This is a genomic window from Aeromonas mytilicola subsp. aquatica (assembly GCF_044336385.1).
GTDB classification, from domain to species: Bacteria; Pseudomonadota; Gammaproteobacteria; order Enterobacterales; family Aeromonadaceae; genus Aeromonas; species Aeromonas rivipollensis.
Window position 1 is genome coordinate 1,426,163 of record NZ_CP172298.1, and the last position, 22,818, is coordinate 1,448,980.

16 protein-coding genes are annotated in these 22,818 nt (G+C 65.0%); 8 read left to right on the forward strand and 8 right to left on the reverse strand.

Annotated elements, in window-relative coordinates:
- The first annotated feature begins 31 nt into the window (after positions 1-31).
- The 8 genes from ACFWHB_RS06715 to ACFWHB_RS06750 all read left to right on the forward strand — a co-directional run bounded on the left by ACFWHB_RS06715 (position 32) and on the right by ACFWHB_RS06750 (position 11,640).
- Positions 32-1,066, forward strand: a complete 1,035-nt coding sequence (locus tag ACFWHB_RS06715) for an efflux RND transporter periplasmic adaptor subunit (RefSeq protein WP_395950176.1) — start codon at positions 32-34, stop codon at positions 1,064-1,066.
- A complete protein-coding gene (locus tag ACFWHB_RS06720; protein ID WP_395949740.1) occupies positions 1,059-4,220 on the forward strand; it encodes an efflux RND transporter permease subunit in 3,162 nt (1,053 codons plus the stop codon). Before ACFWHB_RS06715 ends, ACFWHB_RS06720 begins: the two co-directional genes overlap by 8 nt.
- 82 nt (positions 4,221-4,302) lie before the next feature.
- The gene (locus ACFWHB_RS06725) at positions 4,303-5,442 is read left to right on the forward strand and encodes an efflux RND transporter periplasmic adaptor subunit (protein WP_395949741.1); all 1,140 of its coding nucleotides are present in this window, start codon (positions 4,303-4,305) and stop codon (positions 5,440-5,442) included.
- Positions 5,435-6,124, forward strand: coding sequence for an ABC transporter ATP-binding protein (locus ACFWHB_RS06730; RefSeq protein ID WP_395949742.1), 690 nt, complete (start codon positions 5,435-5,437; stop codon positions 6,122-6,124). Before ACFWHB_RS06725 ends, ACFWHB_RS06730 begins: the two co-directional genes overlap by 8 nt.
- Positions 6,125-7,333, forward strand: coding sequence for an ABC transporter permease (locus ACFWHB_RS06735; protein WP_395949743.1), 1,209 nt, complete (start codon positions 6,125-6,127; stop codon positions 7,331-7,333).
- A 63-nt stretch (positions 7,334-7,396) separates the two neighbouring features.
- Entirely contained in the window at positions 7,397-8,596 is a 1,200-nt protein-coding gene (locus tag ACFWHB_RS06740; RefSeq protein WP_395949744.1) for an ABC transporter permease, read from the forward strand.
- 159 nt (positions 8,597-8,755) lie between these two features.
- Positions 8,756-9,772, forward strand: a complete 1,017-nt coding sequence (locus ACFWHB_RS06745) for a lipoate--protein ligase A (protein WP_395950177.1) — start codon at positions 8,756-8,758, stop codon at positions 9,770-9,772.
- Between the two features lie 173 nt (positions 9,773-9,945).
- Positions 9,946-11,640 carry a pyridoxal phosphate-dependent decarboxylase family protein gene (locus tag ACFWHB_RS06750; RefSeq protein WP_395949745.1) on the forward strand — a complete coding sequence of 565 codons (1,695 nt, stop codon included), beginning with the start codon at positions 9,946-9,948 and terminating at the stop codon, positions 11,638-11,640.
- Positions 11,641-11,710: 70 nt separating this feature from the next.
- Here ACFWHB_RS06750 and ACFWHB_RS06755 read toward each other — a convergent pair whose 3' ends face one another.
- From ACFWHB_RS06755 to ACFWHB_RS06790, 8 genes are all read right to left on the reverse strand, one after another.
- Entirely contained in the window at positions 11,711-12,073 is a 363-nt protein-coding gene (locus tag ACFWHB_RS06755) for a copper-binding protein (RefSeq protein WP_395949746.1), read from the reverse strand.
- Positions 12,074-12,112: 39 nt separating this feature from the next.
- Positions 12,113-15,241, reverse strand: coding sequence for an efflux RND transporter permease subunit (locus ACFWHB_RS06760; protein ID WP_395949748.1), 3,129 nt, complete (start codon positions 15,239-15,241; stop codon positions 12,113-12,115).
- A complete protein-coding gene (locus ACFWHB_RS06765; protein ID WP_395949749.1) occupies positions 15,238-16,755 on the reverse strand; it encodes an efflux RND transporter periplasmic adaptor subunit in 1,518 nt (505 codons plus the stop codon). The genes ACFWHB_RS06760 and ACFWHB_RS06765 overlap by 4 nt, the downstream gene beginning before the upstream one ends.
- Before the next feature lie 286 nt (positions 16,756-17,041).
- The gene (locus ACFWHB_RS06770) at positions 17,042-17,491 is read right to left on the reverse strand and encodes a hypothetical protein (RefSeq protein WP_106886286.1); all 450 of its coding nucleotides are present in this window, start codon (positions 17,489-17,491) and stop codon (positions 17,042-17,044) included.
- A gap of 181 nt (positions 17,492-17,672) precedes the next feature.
- On the reverse strand, positions 17,673-18,479 hold the full coding sequence (gene xthA, locus ACFWHB_RS06775; RefSeq protein ID WP_106886287.1) for an exodeoxyribonuclease III: 807 nt from the start codon (positions 18,477-18,479) through the stop codon (positions 17,673-17,675).
- Positions 18,480-18,592: 113 nt separating this feature from the next.
- Entirely contained in the window at positions 18,593-19,555 is a 963-nt protein-coding gene (locus ACFWHB_RS06780) for an ion channel (protein ID WP_234676884.1), read from the reverse strand.
- Between the two features lie 59 nt (positions 19,556-19,614).
- The gene (locus tag ACFWHB_RS06785) at positions 19,615-21,261 is read right to left on the reverse strand and encodes a tetratricopeptide repeat-containing response regulator (protein WP_111910192.1); all 1,647 of its coding nucleotides are present in this window, start codon (positions 21,259-21,261) and stop codon (positions 19,615-19,617) included.
- A 286-nt stretch (positions 21,262-21,547) separates the two neighbouring features.
- Positions 21,548-22,585, reverse strand: a complete 1,038-nt coding sequence (locus ACFWHB_RS06790; protein ID WP_395949750.1) for an FAD:protein FMN transferase — start codon at positions 22,583-22,585, stop codon at positions 21,548-21,550.
- Positions 22,586-22,818: the final 233 nt, after the last annotated feature.

The window sequence follows — 22,818 nt, forward strand, 5'->3', positions numbered from 1 at the left end:
TGACTGATGACGCCAGGGAAGGAGAGTGATGATGGAAAAGATCCGGTTGCTGGGGCTCACCTTGTTGGTGATGACATCGCAGACCATGACATCCGCCCTGGCCGCAGAAGGGGAGAGTCAGGCCCCGTTGACAGTAGCGCCACAGCCGGTGACCGACTGGCTGACCCTGGATGGTACCGTCAGTGCCATCAATCAGGGGACGGTGGCGGCCCAGACCAGCGGCCGGGTCTCCCGCATGCTGGTGGATGTGAACGACGAGGTGCAGGCGGGGCAACCGCTGCTGGAGATCAGCGGCAAGGAGCAGTTTGCCGCCGTCACGGGTGCCGAGGCACGGCTGGCCCGGGCGCAGGCCCAGCAGGTGGAGGCCGAGCGCCAGCTTGCCCGTTTTCAGGCGCTGATTGCCAAGGGAGTGATCACCCGCGCCCAGCTCGATAATGCAGAGGCGACTGATCGCGCCGCCCGCGCCGAGGTCAATGCGGCCGAGGCGGCCCTCACCCAGGCCCGCGAGGCCTACGGTTATACCCGCATTCTGGCCCCTTACGCCGGTGTGGTGACCAAGCGGCTGGTGGAGCTGGGGGAGACGGTCGCCCCCGGTACCCCGCTGCTGTCGGGCTTCTCCCTCGATACCTTGCGGGTGGAGGTGGAGCTGCCCCAATCTGCCCTGACGCTCGCTCGCCAGCCTGCGGATGTGCAGGTGCTGCTACCTGATGGCAACACCGTTACCCCAGTCAAACTGACCCGCTTCAACTACGCCGACAGCCAGAGCCACGCCTTCAGGTTGCGCCTCGACTTGCCGCCGCAAACCGCCGGGGTATTGCCCGGCATGTGGCTCAAGGTGCAGCTCAAACAGGGTGAGCGTCAGGTGCTGCAGGTGCCGGATCGCGCCCTGCTGCGGCAAGGGGAGTTTAACGGCGTCTATCTGCAGCAGCCCGCTGGCTGGGCCCTGACGCCGGTGCGGGTCGGCCATTGCGTCGAGGGGCTGTGCGAGATCCTGGCCGGGCTGCAAGCCGGCGACAAGCTGGCTCCCGATGCTTGGGCGCAGCAGCAGGAGCTGGCCCATGAGTAACGAGCTGAACGGCAACAAGGAGAGGTTGGGGCCTGCGGGTCGGCTGGCGGCGCTGTTTCAGGGCTCTGCCATCACCCCGCTGCTGGCGTTGGTGGGGCTCTTGCTCGGCCTCTTTGCGGTGCTGGTGACCCCGAAGGAGGAGGAGCCGCAGATCGATGTCACCTTCGCCGATGTCTATATCCCCTTCCCGGGGGCCACCCCGGCTGAAGTGGCCTCTCTCGTCACCACCCCTGCCGAGCAGGTGGTCTCCCAGATAAAGGGAATTGATACCCTCTACTCTTTCTCCCAACCCGATGGCGCCCTGCTGGTGGTGGTGTTCAAGGTGGGGGTGAGCCGCGAGCAGGCCATCGTCGATCTCAACAACCAGCTCGACTCCCACCGGGACTGGTTGCCACAGGGGATTGGAGTCGGCCAGCCACTGGTGAAACCCCGGGGGATCGATGATGTCCCCATCGTCAGTTTGACCTTATGGAGCAAAGAGGGGAGTAAGCAACTGGGGGCACCCGAGCTGACCCGGGTCGCCCATGAGCTGGAGACCGAACTCAAGCGCATTCCAGGTACCCGCGATATCTACACGCTGGGCAGCCAGAGCAGCGTACTGCGGGTGATACCGGATCCGGCGGCCCTGAGCGCCCACGGCATCAGCTGGGGCGAGCTGAGCCAGCGACTTGCGGCCGCCAATCAGGTGGGCCCGACACAGGCCATCGAGCAGGACAACAGCGAGATCAAGGTGCAGGTGGGGCAGTTCCTGCAAAGCGAGCAGGAGGCTAGAGAGCTGGTGGTGGGGCTGCACGACGGCAAGCCTGTCTATCTGGGGGATGTGGCAAAGGTTTCTCTGGGTCAGGAGACCCCGACCAGACGCAGCTGGATGGGGCAGGGGCAAGCCAGTTATCCGGCGGTGACCCTGGCCATCGGCAAGCAGCCGGGTCAAAACGCGGTCGATGTGGCCAGGCGGGTGGAGGCGCGGGTCGAGAGTCTCAAGAACCGGCTGATCCCGGCCGGGGTCGAGGTGACGGTGACCCGTGACTATGGCGTCACCGCCGAGACCAAATCCAACACCCTCATCGGCAAGCTGATCTTTGCCACCACGGCTGTGGTGCTGCTGGTGCTGGTGAGCATGGGTTGGCGCGAGGCGCTGGTGGTGGGGGTGGCCATCGTCATCACCCTGGCGCTGACCCTGTTTGCCAGCTGGGCCTGGGGCTTTACTCTCAACCGGGTGTCGCTGTTTGCGCTGATCTTCTCCATCGGCATTCTGGTGGATGACGCCATAGTCGTGGTGGAGAACATCCACCGTCATCGCGGTTTGGGCAAGGGAGCGCTCAAGGATCTGATTCCGGGGGCGGTGGATGAGGTGGGGGGGCCGACCATACTGGCGACCCTGACCGTGATCGCGGCACTGCTGCCGATGGCCTTTGTCAGCGGTCTGATGGGCCCCTACATGAGCCCCATTCCCATCAATGCCAGCATGGGGATGCTCATCTCCCTGCTGGTGGCCTTTATCTTCTCCCCCTGGCTGGCGAGCCATTTGCTCAAAGGGGAGGCGCAGGCTGCCCACGGTGAGGCCAAGGCCGGCCTCTTTCACCGGTTGATGACCCCTTTCCTGATCGGTGATGGCGCCAAGAGGGCTAGACGCAAGCTCTGGCTGGCGGTATTGCTGCTGGTCGGGGCGGCGACTGCCATGCCGGTGGTGCAGTGGGTGGTGCTCAAGATGCTCCCCTTTGACAACAAGTCGGAATTTCAGCTGGTGCTCGACATGCCGGAGGGGGCGACCCTGGAGCAGACCGAGCGCACCCTGCTGGCGGTCGGGCGAGAGCTTGCCAAGGTGGGGGAGGTGAAGGATTACCAGATCTACGCCGGCACCGCCGCCCCCATCAACTTCAATGGCCTGGTGCGCCACTACTTCATCCGCAGCGGCGCCAATGTGGGGGATATTCAGGTCAATCTGGTGGACAAGCATGAGCGGGATCGCAGCAGCCACCAGATTGCCCAGTCGGTTCGGGCGCCGCTGCAGGCCATCGCCAGTGCGGCAGGGGGCAACCTCAAGGTGGTGGAGGTGCCCCCCGGTCCGCCGGTCTGGTCCCCCATAGTTGCAGAAGTGTATGGCCCGACGCCGGCCGCCCGTGAGGCGGCGGCGCGCGCCGTACAGGCCCGCTTCGTGGCCACCGCGGATCTGGTGGATGTGGATATCTATCTGACCGACCCCCAGCCCCAGTGGCGGCTGGTGGTGGACCGCAGCAAGGCGACCCTGCTTGGGGTCGATCTCGGGGATCTGGTGGCCACCCTCAATGGCGGCGTGGGCTATCAGGATGCCAGCTGGCTGCAGGGGAACGGCGCCAAGTATCCGGTGCCGATCCGCATCGAGCTGGCCCCCGGTGACAAACGGGATCTGGCGGGTGTGCTGGCCCTCAAGGTGCGCAGCCAGAGCGGGCAGCTCATCCGGGTATCCGAGCTGGTGAGTCGCCGTGATGAGCTGGCCCCCAGCTACCTCATGCACAAGAACATGCAGCCCATGGTGATGGTGGTGGCCGATATGGGGGGCCATACCGACAGCCCGCTCTACGGCATGTTTGCCGCCGGTGCCGACATCGCGCTGCCCCAGTATTACGTGCAGCAGCCCGACAAGCTGGGGGAGGTGGCGCTCTTGTGGGACGGGGAGTGGAAAATCACCTACGAGACTTTCCGCGACATGGGTATCGCCTACGGGGTGGGGATGATCCTCATCTACCTGCTGGTGGTGGCCCAGTTCCGCTCCTATCTGGTGCCGCTCATCATCATGGCGCCCATTCCGCTCACCCTCATCGGGGTGATGCCGGGCCACGCCCTGCTGGGTGCCCAGTTTACCGCCACTTCGATGATCGGGATGATAGCGCTGGCCGGGATCATAGTGCGCAACAGCATACTGCTGGTGGACTTTATCGAGCAGCAGCGCCGCGCCGGAGTGGCGTTCGAGCAGGCGGTGATCGAAGCGGCGCAGGTGCGGGCCAAACCCATCATGCTGACGGCGCTGGCGGCCATGATAGGTGCCCTGTTCATCCTCGATGATCCCATCTTCAACGGACTGGCCATCAGCCTGATTTTCGGGATCCTGGTCTCCACCTTGCTCACCCTGGTGGTGATACCCTTGCTCTATTACGCCCTGCTCTCCCGACGCTGATGACGGGAGTCACTAGCTAAGGCGAAATGATGCCCTGCTCTCCCGTCAGCCGTGACGGGGGTCGATAGCGAAAGGATGCGCGATGAAGAGAGGCTGGCTGTGGTGGGCGGCGGGCGCCGGTGTGGCGCTAGCGGCCCTGACATTGTGGTGGTGGCCGCAGGCGACGTCGGTCAAGCTGGTGGCGGTCGGGCGGGGGGATGTGCTGGTGACCCTGGTCAACACCCGGGCCGGCACCATCAAGTCGTGCCAGCGGGCCGGGCTCAGTCTGCCCGGCGGCGGCGTGGTGGCGCAGATCGCCGTCAAGGCCGGGGACAGGGTGGCCCGGGGTGATCTGCTGCTGACCCTCTGGAGCGAGGACATTCGCGCCGATCTCAGCCGCGCCCGCGCCCAGCAGGCCCTCGGCAAGACCCAGCGCGAGGAGCGCTGTAGCGAGGCCACCTACTACGAGCGGGAGGCCCAGCGGCTGGCCACCCTGCTCGCCAAGAACCTCACCTCCCGCACCCTGGCCGAGCAGGCCCAGAACCTGGCCCATACCCGCCGCTATATCTGCCGCGCCTCCCGCCAGCAGGAGCGGGTCGACGAGGCGCTGGTCGCCCAGGTGGAGGCCCGCCTGGCCGAGCGCCGCCTGCAGGCCCCCTTTGCCGGCGTGGTGGCCGAGGTCAACAGCAAGCTGGGTGAATACATGACCCCCTCACCCCCAGGGGTGGCCATGCCCCCCGTCATCGATCTCATCGACGATCGCTGCCTCTACGTCTCAGCCCCCATAGATGAAGTGGATGCCGCCCGCCTCAAGGTGGGCCAGTCTGCCCGGGTCTTGCTCGACGCCATGCCCGGGCGCGACTTTGCCGCCACAGTCACCCGCATCGCCCCCTATGTGAAGGAGCTGGAGAAACAGGCCCGCACCGTGGAGGTGGAGGCGGTACTCACAGCCCCGCCCGGCGACGTGCCCCTGCTTATCGGCTACAGCGCCGATCTCGAGGTCGAGGTGACCCGCGCCACCGATGTGCTGCGGGTGGCGGCCAGCAGCCGGGCCGACGATGGCAGCGTGCTGCGGCTGGAGGGAGATAAGCTGGTGCGGGTCCTGCCCCGCTGGGGCGTGGAGAACTGGAACTGGATTGAGGTGGCAGAGGGGCTCGCCGCCGGTGACCGGCTGGCGGCCCAGCCCGGCCAGATAGTCGGGGAGGGGCCCTTCAGTGCCGCCACGGAGCCGGCGGATGAGTGAGCTCATTCGCCTGGATGCCGTCAGCCGTCGCTTCACCTTGGGGGGCACTGAGGTGGCGGCCCTCGAACACGTTTCTCTGCGGGTCGCCGAGGGGGAGTATCTGGCGGTGATGGGCCCCTCGGGCTCCGGCAAATCGACCCTGCTCAACGTGCTGGGGCTGCTGGACAGGCCAGACGAGGGGCAATACTGGCTGGGGGGCCAGGACATTGCCACCCTGTCAGAACCGGCGCTGGCCCTGCTGCGTGGCCATCGCATCGGTTTCGTGTTCCAGTCGTTTCACCTCATCTCTCGCCTCACCGCCCGTGAAAACGTCGAGCTGCCACTGATGCTGTGCGGCGTCCTCCCCGCCGAGCGCCATCGCCGCAGTCAGCAGTTGCTGGGAGAGCTGGGGCTGGAGAATAGGGCCGACCACAGACCCGCCGAGCTCTCCGGTGGTCAGCGCCAGCGGGTGGCCATAGCCCGGGCCATGGCCATGGCGCCGCGCCTCATCCTGGCGGACGAGCCCACTGGCAATCTCGACTCCCGCTCCGGGGAGGAGGTGATCACCCTGCTCGAGGGGCTCAACCGGGAGCAGGGGATCACCCTGATGGTGGTGACCCACGATCCCCGCCTCGGCGAGCGGGCGGGCAGGTGGATCTCGATGGATGACGGCCGCATCAGCAGCGACAGCGGTGGGGGCTGAATGCGGCGCCCCGATGCCCTCCGCTTCGCCGCCGTGGCGCTGCTGCGCCAGCGCTCACGGGCGCTGGTATTGATCATGGCGGTGAGTCTGAGCGTCACGTCCGTGCTGCTGCTCACCGCGCTGGGGGAGGGGGCGAGGCGCTATGTGGCCGAGCAGTTCAGCTCCCTTGGCAAGGATCTGCTGGTGATGTTCCCAGGGCGCAAGGAGACCACCGGCGGGCTGCCGCCGGTGACCGGCAACAGCCTGAGGGAGATCACTCTGGATGACATGCACTACCTGGGCCAGCATCAACCCCAGCTCAGGCTGGTGCCGTTGGTGATGGGCTTTGCCGAGGCCAAGCAGGGGGCCCGGGTGCGCCAGACCATGCTGCTTGGCAGCAGCAACGGGCTGCGGCATACCCATGGACTTGAGCTGCTCTCCGGCCGCTGGTTGCCGGGGGACGCAGGGGAGGACAGGCCGGTGGCCCTGCTCGGGGAAGTGGCGGCCCGGGAGCTGTTCGGTCAGGCCGATCCCCTCGGCCAGTGGCTGCGCTTTGACAATCGCCGCTTTCGGGTGGTGGGGGTCTTCACCAGCCAGAGCAGCAATCTGGGGATGGACATGGCCGAGGCGGCGCTGATCCCGGTGGGCAGCGCCATGGGGCTGTTCAATACCGAGGGGCTGTTTCGTCTGCTGATCCAGCCGCTGGGAGGGCAAGCTGTGCCCCCGCTGATAAAGCGACTGGAGCAGCTGATGCAGGCGCGTCACGGGGTGCTCGATGTGACTCTGGTAAGGCGCGACGCCATGCTGGCCACCTTCTCCACCATTCTGGCCACCCTGACCCTGGCGGTTGCCGGCATTGGTGCCATCAGCCTGCTGGTTTCCGGCATCATGATGATGAATCTGGCGCTCATCAGCACCCGCCAGCGAACCGGAGAGATCGGCCTGCTCAAGGCGCTGGGGGCCGACAGTCGCCAGATCCGCCAGCTGTTTTTGTGGGAGGCGCTGCTGCTGAGCGGCGGTGGCGCCTTCATCGGCACCCTGCTGGGCTATGCCCTGGTGGCCCTCGCCGGGCTGATCTGGCCCGGCTTCCCGGCGGCCGTGCCCTTGCTCGCGACCCTCTGCACCATACCGGCGGCCCTGCTGACCGGGCTTTTCTTCAGCTGGCTGCCCGCCTCCCGGGCGGCGCGGCAGGATCCGGTCACCAGTCTGCGCAGCGGACAATGGAGTTGAGGCTGATGAATCTGATGGGGCGCGAACCAGTGACCAACGTAGCGGACAATGGCGTGGTGGCCGATGCGCCTCGCTGATCTGCTGTTCTGGCTCTGGCGTGCCTTGCTGGCAGGGCGCAGTCGCAGCCTGTTGTCGGCGCTCGGCATCGCTATCGGGATCGCCTCTGTGACCCTGCTCACCGGCATAGGCGAGGGGCTCAGGCTCTATCTGCTCGACAGCTTCTCCCAGTTCGGTACCCGGCTGATTGCCGTGACCCCGGGCAAGACCGAGACCGCCGGCGGCCCGCCCGGCATCCTCTCCAGCAGCCGTCCCCTGCTGCTGGAGGATGCCGATGCCCTCGCCAGATTGCAGGGGGTCGAAGCGGCCCTGCCGGTGGTGCAGGGGCAGGGGGAGGTGCGCAGCCGCGGGCTGACCCGCAGCACCGCCATTCTGGGCACAGGCTCGGCGGCGCTCTCCGGCTGGCGCCTCACCCTGGTGCAGGGGCGTTTTCTGCCCGCAGATGACAGTGCCATGCCCCGCGCCTATGCGGTGCTGGGCGCCAAGGTGGCCGCTGAGCTGTTTCCCGGCGGCGATGGGCCTGGGAGTCTGCTGCGGGCCGGGGATCGCCGCTTTCGGGTGGCCGGGGTGCTGGCCCCCAAGGGGCAGTTTCTCGGCTTCGATCTGGATGACATGATCTATCTGCCCGCCGCCCATGCCCAGGCGCTGTTCAACAAGGAGGGGTTGCAGGAGATAGACGTCATCTATGGTGCCGGGCAGGCGGAGCCCGAGATCACCGCCCAGATCCGGCGGGTGCTGATCGCTCGCCACGGCGCGGAGGATTTTACCCTCACCTCCCAGCAGGACATGCTGGCGAGCCTCGATAAGATACTCTCCATCATCAAGCTGGCGGTCGGTGGGCTGGGGATCATCTCGCTGTTGATCGGGGCGGTCGGCATCTTCAGCATCATGAGCATCGCCCAGCAGGAGCGGATCCCAGAGGTGGGGCTGCTGATGGCGCTGGGCTGCCCACGGCGCCGCATTCTATTGCTGTTCCTGCTGGAGGCCGTGGTGCTGGCACTGCTGGGGGGAGCCATGGGGCTGGCCCTGCTCGGCGGGCTCAAGCTGTTGTTCGCGCTGCTGGCGGCCGGCTTGCCGCTCACCCTCCATCCTCTCTATCTCTTGCTGGCGCTCGGTTGCAGCGCCCTGGTCGGTCTGCTGGCCGGGGTCGCCCCCGCCCTGCGGGCGGTGCGCCTGGACCCCGTGGTCGCCCTGCGGGGTGACTAGGCGAGCGCCGTGCGCCGCGAACAGCACGAAGTAGCGGCTGCCCGTCGGAGCGTCTCTTTGCGCCGCCGCTGCGGCAGGCTGTCAGGGGACTACGCCCCGGGAGCAGGGGGTTATGGTAATCTCCCCCTTTTTCAATGAGGTCCCCCTATGTCTCCTCGCATCTCTCAGTTACGCCTGCTCGTTTCCGACTCTCAGGATCCCCTGTTCAACCTGGCGGTGGAGGAGTGCATCTTCCGCCAGATGGATCCCGCCCAGCGGGTGCTCTTCCTGTGGCGCAACGCCAATACGGTGGTGATAGGCCGGGCGCAGAATCCGTGGAAGGAGTGCAACACCCGCCGCATGGAAGAGGACGGCGTGACCCTGGCGCGGCGCAGCAGCGGGGGCGGGGCCGTGTTTCACGATCTCGGCAACAGCTGCTTCACCTTCATGGCGGGCAAACCCGGTTATGACAAGAGCGTCTCCACCGCCATAGTGCTGGATGGCCTCAAGCGGTTGGGGATAGCGGCCTTTGCCTCGGGGCGCAACGATCTGCTGGTGGCCACGGCGGACGGGGAGCGCAAGGTGTCGGGCTCGGCCTACCGGGAGACCCAGGATCGCGGCTTTCACCACGGCACCCTGCTGCTGGATGCAGACCTCGGCCGACTCGCGAACTACCTCAACCCCGACCCCAAGAAGCTGGCGGCCAAGGGGATCACCTCGGTGCGCAGCCGGGTCGCCAACCTCTGCGAGCTGCTGCCGGGGATAGATCACCAGCAGGTGAATGACGCCCTCATCGAGGCCTTCTTCCACTACTACGGTGAGCGGGTAGCGCCCGAGCATATCTCCCCCGAGCAGATGCCGGACCTGCCCGGCTTCGCCGAGACCTTCGCCCGCCAGCGCAGCTGGGAGTGGAACTTCGGCCATGCCCCGGCCTTCAGCCATCAGCTGGACGAGCGTTTCGGCTGGGGCGGGGTGGAGCTGCACTTCGACGTGGAGAAGGGGGTGATAGGACGGGCGCAGATCTTCAGCGACAGCCTGGATCCGGCGCCCCTGGATGCCCTGGCCGAGCGGCTGGTGGGGGCGCCCTACCGACCCGAGGCGATGGCGGCGCTGCTGCACTCGCTGATAGGGGATTTCCCGTCCAAGGCCCATGAGCTGGCGGAGCTGGAGGCCTGGCTGGTGACTGCCCTGCGCTAAGGGGCATGACCCGGATCACGAAACGGAGCACGGGCTCCGGCGCCAGGGTGCCGCCACCCCCCGACTGCCGTGGTCATGATAAAAAGTAGGGCAGGCCATTAGTTATTGTCGCTGTCTCCTGCGCCGCCCCGGGGGTATAACCGGGGCACATTTGCAGTACTAATGGTCTTATCATGAGCGATCTTGTCTATCTGAAAGATGACGGCGTCAACGCCGTCCACCCCGAGTTCTCCGCCCGTTTCGCCACCGTCAAAGCCAACTTCTTCTCGCGCAATCCCGATCTCTGGCCTGTGTTTCGTGAACCGGGCTTTGCCACCCTCAACGAGTTTCGCGCAAGGGGGCTGGCCCCGGATGCGCGCCTGAACGCCTGGCCAGATGGCCGCGCCCGCCTCGCCGATCTCTGCGAGACCATGCCGGTGCCCGCGCAGATGCGCACCCCAGGGGAGCCCATGACGGAGCTGCTGTTCGCCGGCGCCCTGTCGAAGGATTGGGAGAACCCCTCCAGCGTCGAGAACGTCATCACAATGTCGGCGGATCCCGCCATCTACGGCGCCCAGATGGGGATCCTCGCCAATCCCAACCTGGTCTACTCCGAATATGCCGGGGTGGCCGAGGAGCTGGAGAAGAAGGTGGTGCGCCAGATAGCCTTGCTGGCGGGTTACGACCCGGCCCGCGCCACCGGCATCTTCACCCAGGGAGGGACCTTCTGTAACCTCTACGGTTACCTGCTCGGCATTCGCAAGAGTTTGCCGGAGGCCAAGCACAAGGGGCTAGGTCACTATCAGGATTACCGCATCATCAACTCCCAGGGCGGCCACTACTCCAACATCACCAACCTCTCCCTGATCGGGGTCGACATAGAGAACAAGACCATCCGCATTCAGGTGGGGGAGAACAACGACATCGATCTGCTGGATCTCGAGCGCACCCTGACCGCCTGCTTCGCCCTGAAACACGTGGTGCCTACCATCATGCTCACCATGGGGACCACGGACACCTTCGGGGTGGACCAGGTCAAACCTGTGGTGGACCTGCGGGACAGGCTCTGCGAGCGCTTCGAGGTGGCGGTCAAGCCCCATATCCACGTGGATGCCGCCATCGGCTGGTCGATGATCTTCTTCCTCGACTACGATTTTGCCGCCAACCCGCTGGCCATCAACGGCGCCACCCTGGCGGGCATAGAGCGCAACGTGGCCCGCTTTGCCGAGCTCAAATACGCCGACTCCTTTACCGTCGACTTCCAGAAGTGGGGCTATGTGCCCTACACCTCCAGCCTGGTGATGATCAAGGAACAGGAGGATCTCAAGGCGATGGAGAACGATCCGGAGAACTTCTCCTACTTCGAGCGGGACATCCAGGGCCAGACCCACCTGCAGTCCACCATTGAGTGTTCCCGGGGGGCGAGCGGCCTGTTCGGTGCCTATGCGGCCCTCAACTACCTGGGGGTCGAGGGCTATCGCACCGTGCTGGCCCACTGCCTGCAAAACGCCAACTACTTCCGCTTCCGTCTGAGCCAGCTCGGCAACGTCAAGCTGGTGGCCCAGGAGAACCAGGGGCCTAGCGTGGGCTTCAAGATCTACAACCCCGAGTGGGTGCAGGATCCGGAAGCCGAGTTCGCCTTCGAGCTGGCCCGCAGCCCGGATGCGGCCTACAAGGCGCGGCTGGCCCGCAACACCGAATACCACCGCAACCTGTTCAAGCAGCGCGGCAAGGTGGGACTCTACACCAACTGGGTGGAGGCGGTGGCGCACTCGGAGTACGACGCGCGCGGCAAGTACTCCTACATCGCCGGGGAGAAGGCGGTCTTTATGAACCCCGCCTGCACCCGCGAGCAGATCGACGCCTTTATCGACCATATTCGCGGCTGACTCCGGCCGAGATCGCAGATAAAGAAACGGCGGGCATGGTGCCCGCCGTTTTTATTGTTGTGGTGAGCCGTTACTGCTTCTGGATGGCCGTCACCGTCAGCTTGCCCGCCGGGTTCTCGGCGTGGAACAGGACTGCATCCCCCACTTTCAGCCCCTGAAGCTGGGCCGGATCCGCCAGCAGGAACACCATGTTCATGGGGGGCATCTTGAGATTGGCGATGGTCTCGTGCTTGATCCCGACCTTCTGGTTCGCCTCGTCGACGCGAGTGATGACCCCTCTGGTCATCGTCATCTCGCCCATCTCGTTCATGCCTTCCATTTGCCCCATCTGGCTCATGTCATGGCCTTCATGATTCATCATCTCCTCGGCCTGCAGGCCGGTGTGGGTAGCAAGGCCGAGCAGCAGGGTCAGGGTCAGCGTCTTGTAGTTCATGGTTTTTACTCCTCATTCTCATTGATTCAACAGTGGTGGTCAGTCGGCTTGCCGGGTTTCGGCCTTGCCAAGGCTTCGGCTGCGCCACAGGTAGTAGGCCGCAGGTAGCACCAAGAGGGTCAGCACCAGCGCGCTCACCATGCCGCCGATCATCGGCGCGGCGATGCGCTGCATCACCTCGGAGCCGGTGCCCTGGCTCCACATGATGGGCAGAAGGCCGGCGATGATGGTCACCACAGTCATCATCTTGGGGCGCAGGCGCAGGGCGGCGCCGTGAATGACTGCCTGGTGCAGGCCCGCCTTGTCCGGCTTGCCGCTGGCGATGAGGTCATCCCAGGCGTGGTTGAGGTAGACCAGCATCAAGACGCCCGTCTCCACCGCCACCCCGGCCAGAGCGATAAAGCCCACCCCGACCGCTACCGAGAGGTTGAAATCGAGCAGCCAGAGGGTCCAGATCCCGCCCACGACCGCCAGCGGCAGTGTGGTGAGAATGAGCAGCACCTCCTGGAAGCGGCGAAACGCCAGATAGAGCAGCAGCACTATGATTGCGACGGTCAATGGCACCACGTAGGCGAGGCGCGCCTTGGCCCGCTCCATGTACTCGTACTGCCCTGACCAGGTGAGGGCGTAGCCCGCCGGCAGCACCAGCTGCTTGTCCACTTGTGCCTTGGCCTCTGCCACAAAGGAGCCGATGTCGCGGCCGCGAATATCGACGTAGACCCAGCCGTTCAGGCGCGCATTCTCGCTGCGCAGCATGGGGGCTTCGTCGCTGATATAGACCCGGGCCACGTCCGCCAGGGCGATGCGCGCACCGCTCGGGGTGACCACCGGCAGCAGCTCCAGGCTGGCCACGGAATCGCGATAGCTCTGGGGGTAGCGCAGGTTGATGGGGTAGCGCTCGCGCCCCTCTATGGTCTGCCCCACCTCCATGCCGCCCACCGCGGTGGCGAGCACCGCCTGTACGTCGGCGATGTTGAGGCCGTAGCGGGCCGCCTTCAGCCGGTCGATATCCACCTTCACATAGCGGCCACCCGCCACCCGCTCGGCGTAGACCGACGCTGCCCCTTCCACCTTGCCGACGATCTGCTCCAACTGCTGGCCTAGCCCCTGAATGACCTTGAGATCCGGCCCCGCGATCTTGATGCCGACCGGGGTCTTGATGCCGGTGGCCAACATGTCGATGCGGGTCTTGATGGGGGGCACCCAGGCGTTGGTGAGGCCGGGGAAGCGGATGAGGGAGTCGAGCTCTTCTTTGAGCTTCTCCGGGGTCATGCCGGGGCGCCACTGATCCCGGGGTTTCAGCTGGATGCTGGTCTCCATCATCACCAGGTCCGCAGGGTCTGTGGCCGAGTCGGCGCGCCCCGCCTTGCCGAACACGTTCTGCACCTCGGGCACTGTGCGAATGAGTTTATCGGTCTGCTGCAAGATCTCTCGCGCCTTGCCCACCGAGATGTTGGCTGCTGTGGTGGGCATATACATGATGTCCCCCTCATCGAGCGGCGGTATGAACTCCGAGCCCAGGTACTTGAGCGGCCAGAAGCCCGCCACAGTGACAATAGCGGCCAGCACGAGGGTGGTTTTCGGGCGCGCCAGCACGGCCTTGAGCAGCGGCACATAGCCCTGACTTAAGCCACGGTTGAGGGGGTTGGCCTGCTCGGCCAGCACCTTGCCGCGGATAAAGTACCCCATGATCACCGGCACCAGCGTGATGGCGAGCGCCGCGGCGGCGGCCATGGCGTAGGTCTTGGTGTAGGCGAGGGGGTGGAACATCCGCCCTTCCTGCGCCTCCAGCGCAAACACCGGCAGGAAGCTGATGGTGATGATGAGCAGGGAGAAGAAGATGGCGGGCCCCACCTCTATGCTCGCCTCCGTGATGATGCGCCAGCGGTTCTTGTCGGTGAGCGCCTCCCGCTCCATATGTTTGTGGACGTTCTCGATCATCACGATGGCGCCATCCACCATGGCGCCGATGGCGATGGCGATGCCCCCGAGCGACATGATGTTGGCGTTGATCCCCTGCAGGTGCATCACGATAAAGGCCGCCAGAATGGCGATGGGCAAGGTGATGACCACCACCAGGGACGAGCGCAGATGGAACAGGAAGGCGAGGCAGACCAGCACCACCACCGCAAACTCCTCCAGCAGCTTGCCGGAGAGGTTGTCGATGGCGCGCTGGATAAGGTCAGAGCGGTCGTACACGGTGACGATCTCCACCCCCTGTGGCAGGCTGCTCTTCAGCTCTGCCAGCCGCGCCTTGACCCCGTCTATGGTGTGCTGGGCATTCTCGCCGTAGCGCATGACTATGATGCCGCCCACCACTTCCCCTTCGCCGTTGAGCTCGGCGATGCCGCGCCGGCTCTGGGGGCCGGTGACCACATCCGCCACGTCACCCAGCAGCAGCGGGGCGCCGCGCACAGTGGTACCGAGCGGGATCTGCTTCAGATCCTCCACGCTCTTCAGATAGCCGTTCGAGCGCACCATATACTCCGCTTCCGCCATCTCGATGACGGAAGCGCCTGTCTCCTGATTGCCCTGCTTGATGGCCGTCTCGATAAGGGAGAGCGGTATGCCGTAGGCGCGCAGCTTGTCCGGGTCGACCCGCACCTGATACTGGCGCACCATGCCGCCGACGGTGGCGACCTCGGAGACGCCATTGACGGTTTGTAGCTCGTACTTGAGGAACCAGTTCTGCAGGGAGGTGAGCTCGCTCAAGTCATGCTTGCCGGTTCTGTCCACCAGGGCGTACTGATAGACCCAGCCCACCCCGGTGGCATCTGGGCCGAGTTGGGGGCGGGCGGAGGCGGGGAGACTCGGGGCCACCTGGCTCAAATACTCCAGCACCCGGGCGCGGGCCCAATAAAGGTCTGTGTCGTCGTCAAACAGCACATAGACGAAGGAGTCGCCGAAGAAGGAGTAGCCGCGCACCGTGGTCGCTCCCGGCACCGCCAGCATGGCGGTGGTGAGCGGGTAGGTCACTTGATCCTCCACCACCTGGGGCGCCTGCCCCGGGTAGGCCGTCTTGATGATCACCTGCACATCGGAGAGATCCGGCAGGGCATCCACCGGGGTCTGCTTCACCGACCAGAGCCCCCAGGCGGTGAGCATGAGGGTCAACAGCAGCACCAGAAAGCGGTTGCCCACGGACCAGCGAATGATGGAAGGGATCATGGCTTGGCTCCCATATCGTGCTGGCTATGGTCCATGCCTTCCATCTTGTCCATCTCACCCGCCGCAGGCTTGGCTGCGTCGCCGCTTGCGGGTGCTTTCTCCTGATGGATGCTGGTGATGCGGTACTCGTCCCCCTCCTGCATCACCTGCAGATGGAGGGGCTGCCCTTGGGCGAGCCGGGAAATGTCCACACCGTCCGCCACGATGAATTCCATTTCCATGGCGGGCCACTGCCACTCGGGGATGGGCTGGTGGGCCACCATCAGGGTGCGGCTGGCCAGATCCATGCTCTGCACGGTCCCCTGGGTCCACACCTGGGCCGGGCGCACCGCCGTCATGCGCTGGAAGTCCGAGTCGATGGCAGATTCCGAGTCGAGCAGGAACTGGGCCGAGCTGACTATGCTGTCCCCCGCTTCGACTCCCGCCTTGATGGCCACCTTGTCACCAAACTGGGGGCCCAGGGTGACGGCGACCGACTTGAAGTTGCCATCCCCCAGGGCCAGCACCAGCCTGTCCTGACTGCCGGTGCGGATCACTGCTTCGCTCGGCACCACCAGCTGAGGCTCTCCCTTGCCCGCCTGAATCGTCACCTTGGCAAACATATTGGGTTTCAAGAACTCGTCCGGGTTGTCAAAGCGCAGCCGCACCTTGAGGGTGCGGGTGGCGGCGTCGAGCGTCGGATAGAGGTAATCCACCCGGCCCTGCCAGCGGCGGCCCGGGGCGTAGTCGAGGGTCATGGTGACCGGATCCCCCACCTTCAGCTGGGCGGCCTGGCGCTCGAACACCTCGGCACTGACCCACACCTGCTTGAGGGTGCTGATGTTGAACAGGGCGGCGGCGGGCTCCACATACTGGCCCTCGCGCACCTTCAGCTCAGAGACATAGCCGCTGCTGGGGGCATAGATGCCAATGGTTTCACGCACCTGACGGCTGCCCTTGAGGGCGGCAATCTGATCCGAAGGGACTTGCAGTGACTTCAGTTTTCCCTCGGCGGCGCGCAGCAGCAGGGGGTTGCTGGTGTTGAGGGCGAGCAGGTACTCATGCTGGGCGTTGACCAGGTCCGGGGCGTAGATCTCGTAGAGCAGGGTGCCTTTGGCCACCTTCTGCCCCTCGCTCTTGATGGCCAGGGTGCGGATCCAGCCCGCCATGCGGGCGTTGATGGCCTCGAGCCTGTCCTCGTCATAACCGACATAGCCCACCGTCTCGATCTGCTGGTGGATGGGCAGCTTTTCGACCTTGGCCAGCCGCACCCCCAGGTTCTGCTGGATCTCGGGGCTGATGGTGACTGTGCCCGGCGAGCCGTTTTTCTGCTCCTCATAGACGGGGATAAAGTCCATCCCCATGTTGTCCTTGGCCGGGCCGTCGCGCCTGTCGCGGGGATCCATGGGGTTGACCCAGTAGAGCGGCGTCTTCTCTTTGACGGTGGCGCCATCAGTGCTCTGTTTGGCGGCCCAGTAGCCGCCACCGGCGCCGAGGGCGAGCAGCAGGGCCGACATCAGGACTGTCTTGTTCATGACTGGCCTCCGGCGCGGATCTGCATGCAGAAAGTGCAGGAGGAGAGGGCGCCCGCTAAGGCGGCAACCTGGTTGGGTGAACAGTGGGCTGGTGACATCATACGTCTTCTCTTGTGCAGGCCGCCGGGCGGGTGATGGGCAAGGCATCACCAAAAGGGCTGGCGGCAAACGGGGCGCTGCTGACGAATCAGCGGACGCACGGCTCCCTGCTGCTGGCGGGGCCAGTGGTCACAGGGTCAGGCAAGGTGTGCAAATAGGGCTAGCCCATGCACGGGAGAAGATCGTTCTAGTGACGCAGCACCGACAGCATCAGGTGTCGGCGCGGCCAGGAGGGAGGGTGGGTACCGCGACTGCGCAGGAAGGGATCCCGCAGCCAGTTTTCCAGCTGTTGGCTGACGGTCCCGGGGGGCAGCAGCAACAGGGGCAGGGCGAGCAGGGTCAGCAGGGCGGCCAGCAGTGGCAGGCCGGCACCCATTGGCGAGGTGAGGCCGCCGTGCATCTGGCACTCGTCCTGATTGAGGTCGGCGGCAGCGTAGCCATCACCGCCGTCGTGGCAGGGGAGCCCCTGCATGGCCGCGGGCAGATTGGCGGCACTGGTCATGGCGAGGGATGGAGACGTCGCCTCCTCCCTTGCCGCCGCACCATGCCAGCTGATGCAGAGGGTGAGATTGCAGACGAGCAGCAGCCCCAGCAACAGCCGGGCGATGAGCACTGTGGGCAATCTCGATGACAACATGGGCGGTTTCCCTGCGACGGATGAGCCGAATGTAAACCTTGCCGAAAGGTGAAGGTCAAGGCGTGGCAAACCCCGTCTGCCAAAGAGTTGATATGGATTAAGAAATGGCGTGCTGTGAACAAAAAAGCCCCCGCATCGGCGGGGGCTGGGTCTCTTTGCTAAGGCGTGCCTGGCGCCGGGATCAGGCGAAGCAGGCCCAGATAGGGGCGTGATCCGAGGGTTTCTCGATGCCGCGCAGCTCGTAGTCGATGCCGGTCTCGGTCACTTTGTCCTTGAGGGCATTGGACGCCATGATGAGGTCGATGCGCAGGCCCCGGTTCTCGTCAAAGCCTTTGGAGCGGTAGTCAAACCAGGAGAAGCGCTCGCACTCGGTGGGGTTGGCGGCGCGGAAGGTGTCGGTCAGCCCGAACCCCTTGAGGCGCTCCATCCACTCCCGCTCTATGGGCAGGAAGGAGCACTTGCCATCCCGCAGCCAGCGCTTGCGGTTCGCCTCGCCGATGCCGATGTCGAGATCCGTGGGGGAGATGTTCACATCGCCGATCAGCACCAGGGGATCGTCCGGGGTGTGGTGGGTCTCGAGGTAGTGCTGCAGGTCCTCATAGAACTTCTGCTTGGCCGGGAACTTGGTCTCGTGATCCTGGCTCTCCCCTTGCGGGAAATAGCCGTTCATCACCTTGATGAGGGAGCCGTCTTCCCGTTTGAAGCTGGCCATGATCATCCGGCGCTGAGCATCCTCGGGATCGGTGGGGAACCCCTTCTGCACGTCGAGGGGCGGCTGCTTGCTCATGATGGCGACCCCGTAGTGACCCTTCTGGCCGTGGAACACCACGTGATAGCCCATGGCCTCCACGTCCGCCACCGGGAAGGCTTCGTCGTGAACCTTGATCTCCTGCAGGCCGATCACATCCGGCTGGTGCTTGTCGATGATGGCTTGCAACTGATGAAGACGGGCGCGCAGGCCATTGATATTAAAAGAGATGATCTTCATGTCAGGGATGCTCATGTCGTTTTTATTAGTCGCTATTGGACTAGGAATCCGGTCTGGATGCAAGAGGGGCCAGGGGAGGGGGCGTGCAGCCTCCCTGTGCCCCGGCCCCGGGCTTAGCGGGTCATCTTCTTGACAAACACCACCACAAACAGCGCCAGGGTGAAGCTGCCGGTGAAGGCCTCGAAGGCGGCGAAGATCCGCGAGAGACCGACCGGGGTGAAGTCGCCGTAGCCCAGGGTGGTGAAGGTCACCACGCTGTAGTAGAGGCATTCGAGCAGGAAGATGGCGTTCTCTTCGAGGGTCGCCTCCGGGCGGTAGATGAGGTGGTTGCCCGCGAAGTTGAGGCCGCAGAAGAAGTAGAAGATGCTGCAGATGAAGATGAGCAGCAGGGAGAAGAGCACCACCCGCATGGGGGCCTCGCCGTAGCCGCAGAAGAGATCCACTATCCAGGAGGCGAAGCGGTGATAGGACCAGAACGGCATCTGCAGACGGCGCATGGTGAGCTCCTGCTGGATGTAGCGGCCTGACATGGTGAAGATCCCCTGGGCCTCCGAGGCCTTGCGCAGATCCCGGTAGGTCTCTTCCGCCTCCTTGAACCAGACGCGGGCCTGCACAGGATCCCGCTCGCTTCGCCCCTTCCTGTCCTGCATCAGCCGCCTGCCGGTATCCAGGTTGTCGAGCCGGGTGTTCTTCCAGCGGATGCCGAGCAGGTTGACGTCATGCAGCTCGGCGCAGTGCAGGTTGGCGTCACTGACGTCGGCCTTCATCAGGCTGCCGCCCTTGATGCGAATGCCGTAGAGGTGGGCGCCCCGCAGGTTGGCGCGATAGAGGTTGCACTGCTCCAGCAGGAATCCCTGGGGGCCCTCTCTGTTCACCAGGTTGAGACCGGCGAGATCGGCGCGGGCCAGTTGCAACCCGTGGCACAGGCCCCCCTGGCGCACATAGTGCTCCAGCGCCGCGGCTGTGTCTGGGGATGAGTGAGAGGCGTGGGGGTCGTGCCAGTGGCACAGGTCGTGATCCCCCGCCTCTTCGCTGCAGTGGCGGCCATCTGCCACCAGGTATCGGCACATCGCCATGCTGTCGCCCCTCCTTGCCTGAGTCTGTATCAGCATAGGTGAGGGAGAGGCGCCGCTGGCTAGGCGAGCTGGTTAAATTCCTGGCGCAGCTTGCGAAAGCGGTCCTGCTGGGCGGGATTCAGGGGGATGCCTTCCAGCACCTCCAGGGTCTCCTTGCATTCGGCGCCGAATTCCGGGCTCTTGCGGTTCTTCTGCATCAGTTGCAGCAGCACCTGGATCTTGTTGAGGGCGGCGCCGGTATTGGCGGGAGCCCGGCGCAAGGCCTCGCGGAAATGGCCGAGGGCCTGCTCCAGCTCCCCGCTCTGGTAGGCCTTGATGCCGAGATCGTTGAGCTGCTGGTAGCGCTGACGGCGCTCCTGCACCGTCTTATCGTCCCGGGTCACCTGGATGCAGGTGGTGAGCAGCCGGTCTTCATCCTCCGCCAGCAAGGATTGCAGGCTCTCGGCGTACTCGAACTCCCCGAGCTGGTAGAGGGCGAGTATGGTCTCGCCGAGCAGGGCGGGGGGCATGGTCTCGGGCTTGTCCAGCCAGTTCTGGTTGGCGCGATAGAGCATCTTCTTGCCCTTGAGCAGCTCCCCCAGGGCGATGCGCACCCTGGCCTGACAGATCTGCTCGAACACCGGGTAGTTGAACTCCGACATCATCAGGGAATCGCGGATGCGCGACAGGGCCGAGTTCACCTGCTTTTGCAGGTTGGCGATGTGATAGCCGTCGTTGCTGTTGAGGGCGTAGAGGGTCAGGGTCTGGATGTAGGCCCCCAGATAGTGGGGGGTGCGGTGGATGGAGTTGCGCGACAGATCGATGAGGGCGAGCAGCACATCCTTGGCCTGGCCGTAGTCGTGGCGCTGCAGGCACACCTCTGCCAGCCGGCGGGAGAGCTGCACCGACTGGGGGGAGATGTCCGCCGCCCGCCGCAGCTCCTGCTGGGCCAGCTCCTCCTTGCCAAGGGAGAGCAGGGACTCCGCCAGCCAGAGGTGGGCCTCCACCATCAGGGGGGTGTTCTTCAGGGTCGCCTGCAGGTGGCTCACCGCCTCGTCATAGAGCGCCAGACGGTAGCAGGCCTTGCCCAGGGTCAACCTGGCCCAGCTGTTCTCCTGGCCGGCCAGCAGTTGGCGCATCAGGCTGCGCGCCTCCTTGGCCTGGCCGAGCTTGAGCTGGGTGTCGGCCTGCAGGCAGCGGCAGAAGTTGGCAAAGCGCGGCACCGCATCGGCCTGTCTGGCACAGGCCTCGACCAGGGCCGGCAGATCGTTCTGGGTGAGGGCGATGAAGACGCTCTCCAGGGACTGGCGGCGGGCGAGGGCGCGCTTCAGGCGAAACGAGAACTGCTCCTGGGAGAAGGGCTTCATCAGGTATTCGTCGGGCTCGGCCTCCAGCGCGCTCAGCACCATGGCACGGGAGCTGTCGCTGCTGACCATGATCACCACGCTCTGGGGCGGGATCAGCTGCTGGTCCCGCAGGCTCTCCAGCAACTGACGACCGTTCTCGCCCGCCCCCAGCTCGTAGTCCAGCAGATAGATGTCGAAGCTCTCCTTCTGGCAGCGGCGGCGCGCCTCGTCGGCGGAATTGATGTAGGTGATGCGGTTGATGCCGATGTTGATCAGCATCGCCTTCATCATCATCTGAAAGGAACGCTGCTCGTTGACCAGCAGGATGCGCCTGGGTTTGGGCTGGGCTTTCTTCTCTGGTGCGGGATCCGGTGTCTGCATCTGTCTTGCATCGAGGCGCTGCGGGCTGGTGGGAGAAGTGTGCCACCAAAGTCCGCAGACAGGCAATTGAACATGGGAAGGGGGCCCCGTTTTTCCCGCCAAGACAAGAGGCGGCCTGCAAAAAATCATGGCGCGCCCTTGATCTTCGTCAACCGGACGCGAGATGGCAGTGGCGCGGTTCGGCCCGCTTTTTAGACTTGAAGGGAGGCAGATCCCGGCGCCCCATCGCGTTCCCATCGAATAGCGCGCCGTCATGAAAAGGCCCCGCATTGCGGGGCCTCGTCGTTCATGGCTGCCTGCGTACCAGGTAGGGGGCGAACTCGGGAGTGTGCTGCGCCGCAAAACCCGTGGACGTCTTCTCGATGAGATAGACCGCCAGCTTGTGCTCGGTGGCAAAGGCCATCGCCTGCTCGGGCCCCATCACCATGAGGGCGGTGTCGAGGGCATCGGCCTCCAGCGCCGTGGGGGTGATGACGCTGGCGGAGACCAGCTTGTGGGTGACGGGCTCGCCAGTGGCGGGATCTATGATGTGGGAGTAGCGCCGGCCATCGAGTTCGTAATAGTTGCGATAGCTGCCGGCGGTGCTGAGGGCCATGCCGTTCGGGGTGACCACGTCCTCGATGGCGCCCGGCCTGTCCGAGGGCTCGACTATGGCCACCCGCCAGGGGTTGCCCTTGTCGTTGTGCCCCTTGCTGCGCACGGCGCCCGCCACCTCGACGAGGTAGTTGTGCACCCCCTTGCGCTCGAGCAGCGCCGCGATGTCGTCGGACGCCGCCCCTTCCCCCAGGGTGGAGAGATCCAGATAAAGGTCGGGGATCGCCTTGCCGAGCAGGAAATGCTCCCCTTGCGGGGTCAGGCTGAGCTTGTCGATGCCGACCCGCTCCCGCGCCTTGGCAATCTGCTCTGCGGTGGGCCGCTTGACCGGGCGCTTGTCCGGCCCGAAGCCCCACAGGTTGACCAAGGGGCCCACTGTGACGTCCAGCTTACCCTGGGTGAGGCGCCCCGCATCCATACCCTGCTGCACTATCCTGGCCATGCTGGCCGGTATGACCATGGGAGCCTTGCCTGAGCCCTGATTGAAGCGGGAGATGAGGGAGCCAGGATCATAGGTGGAGATCTCCTGGTTGATGCGCGCCAGCAGGGTATCGAGCTCCCCCTGCAGCGCGGCCTGGCCACCGGGGAAGGGGTCGCTCAGGGTCACCGCATAGTAGGTGCCCATGGTGTTGCCCTGAATGCGGGTCTGGGTCGGCGCCGGCTGACAGGCGGTCAACAGCAGCATCAGGGAGAGCAGCAGGCCGCGGGGGGCCAGGGAGAGGGTCTTCATCTTGCATTCTCGCGGGAGTCATCGACGGGGGAGCAGCTTAGCCAAGGGCGCCGCAATTGACGAGCCCCGGGCGCCGGGCCTGGGTGGAAATAATTAAGCCGAGCCGGGGTGACGCCGGCAAATCTGTTCCACAGTTCAATGGACCCCGGGAGTGACCTGGTCCGCAGCTTTGAGCAAAAGCCGCTGCCATCCGGTGACATTTGGGTACAATGAAGATCGATCATGACAGCATC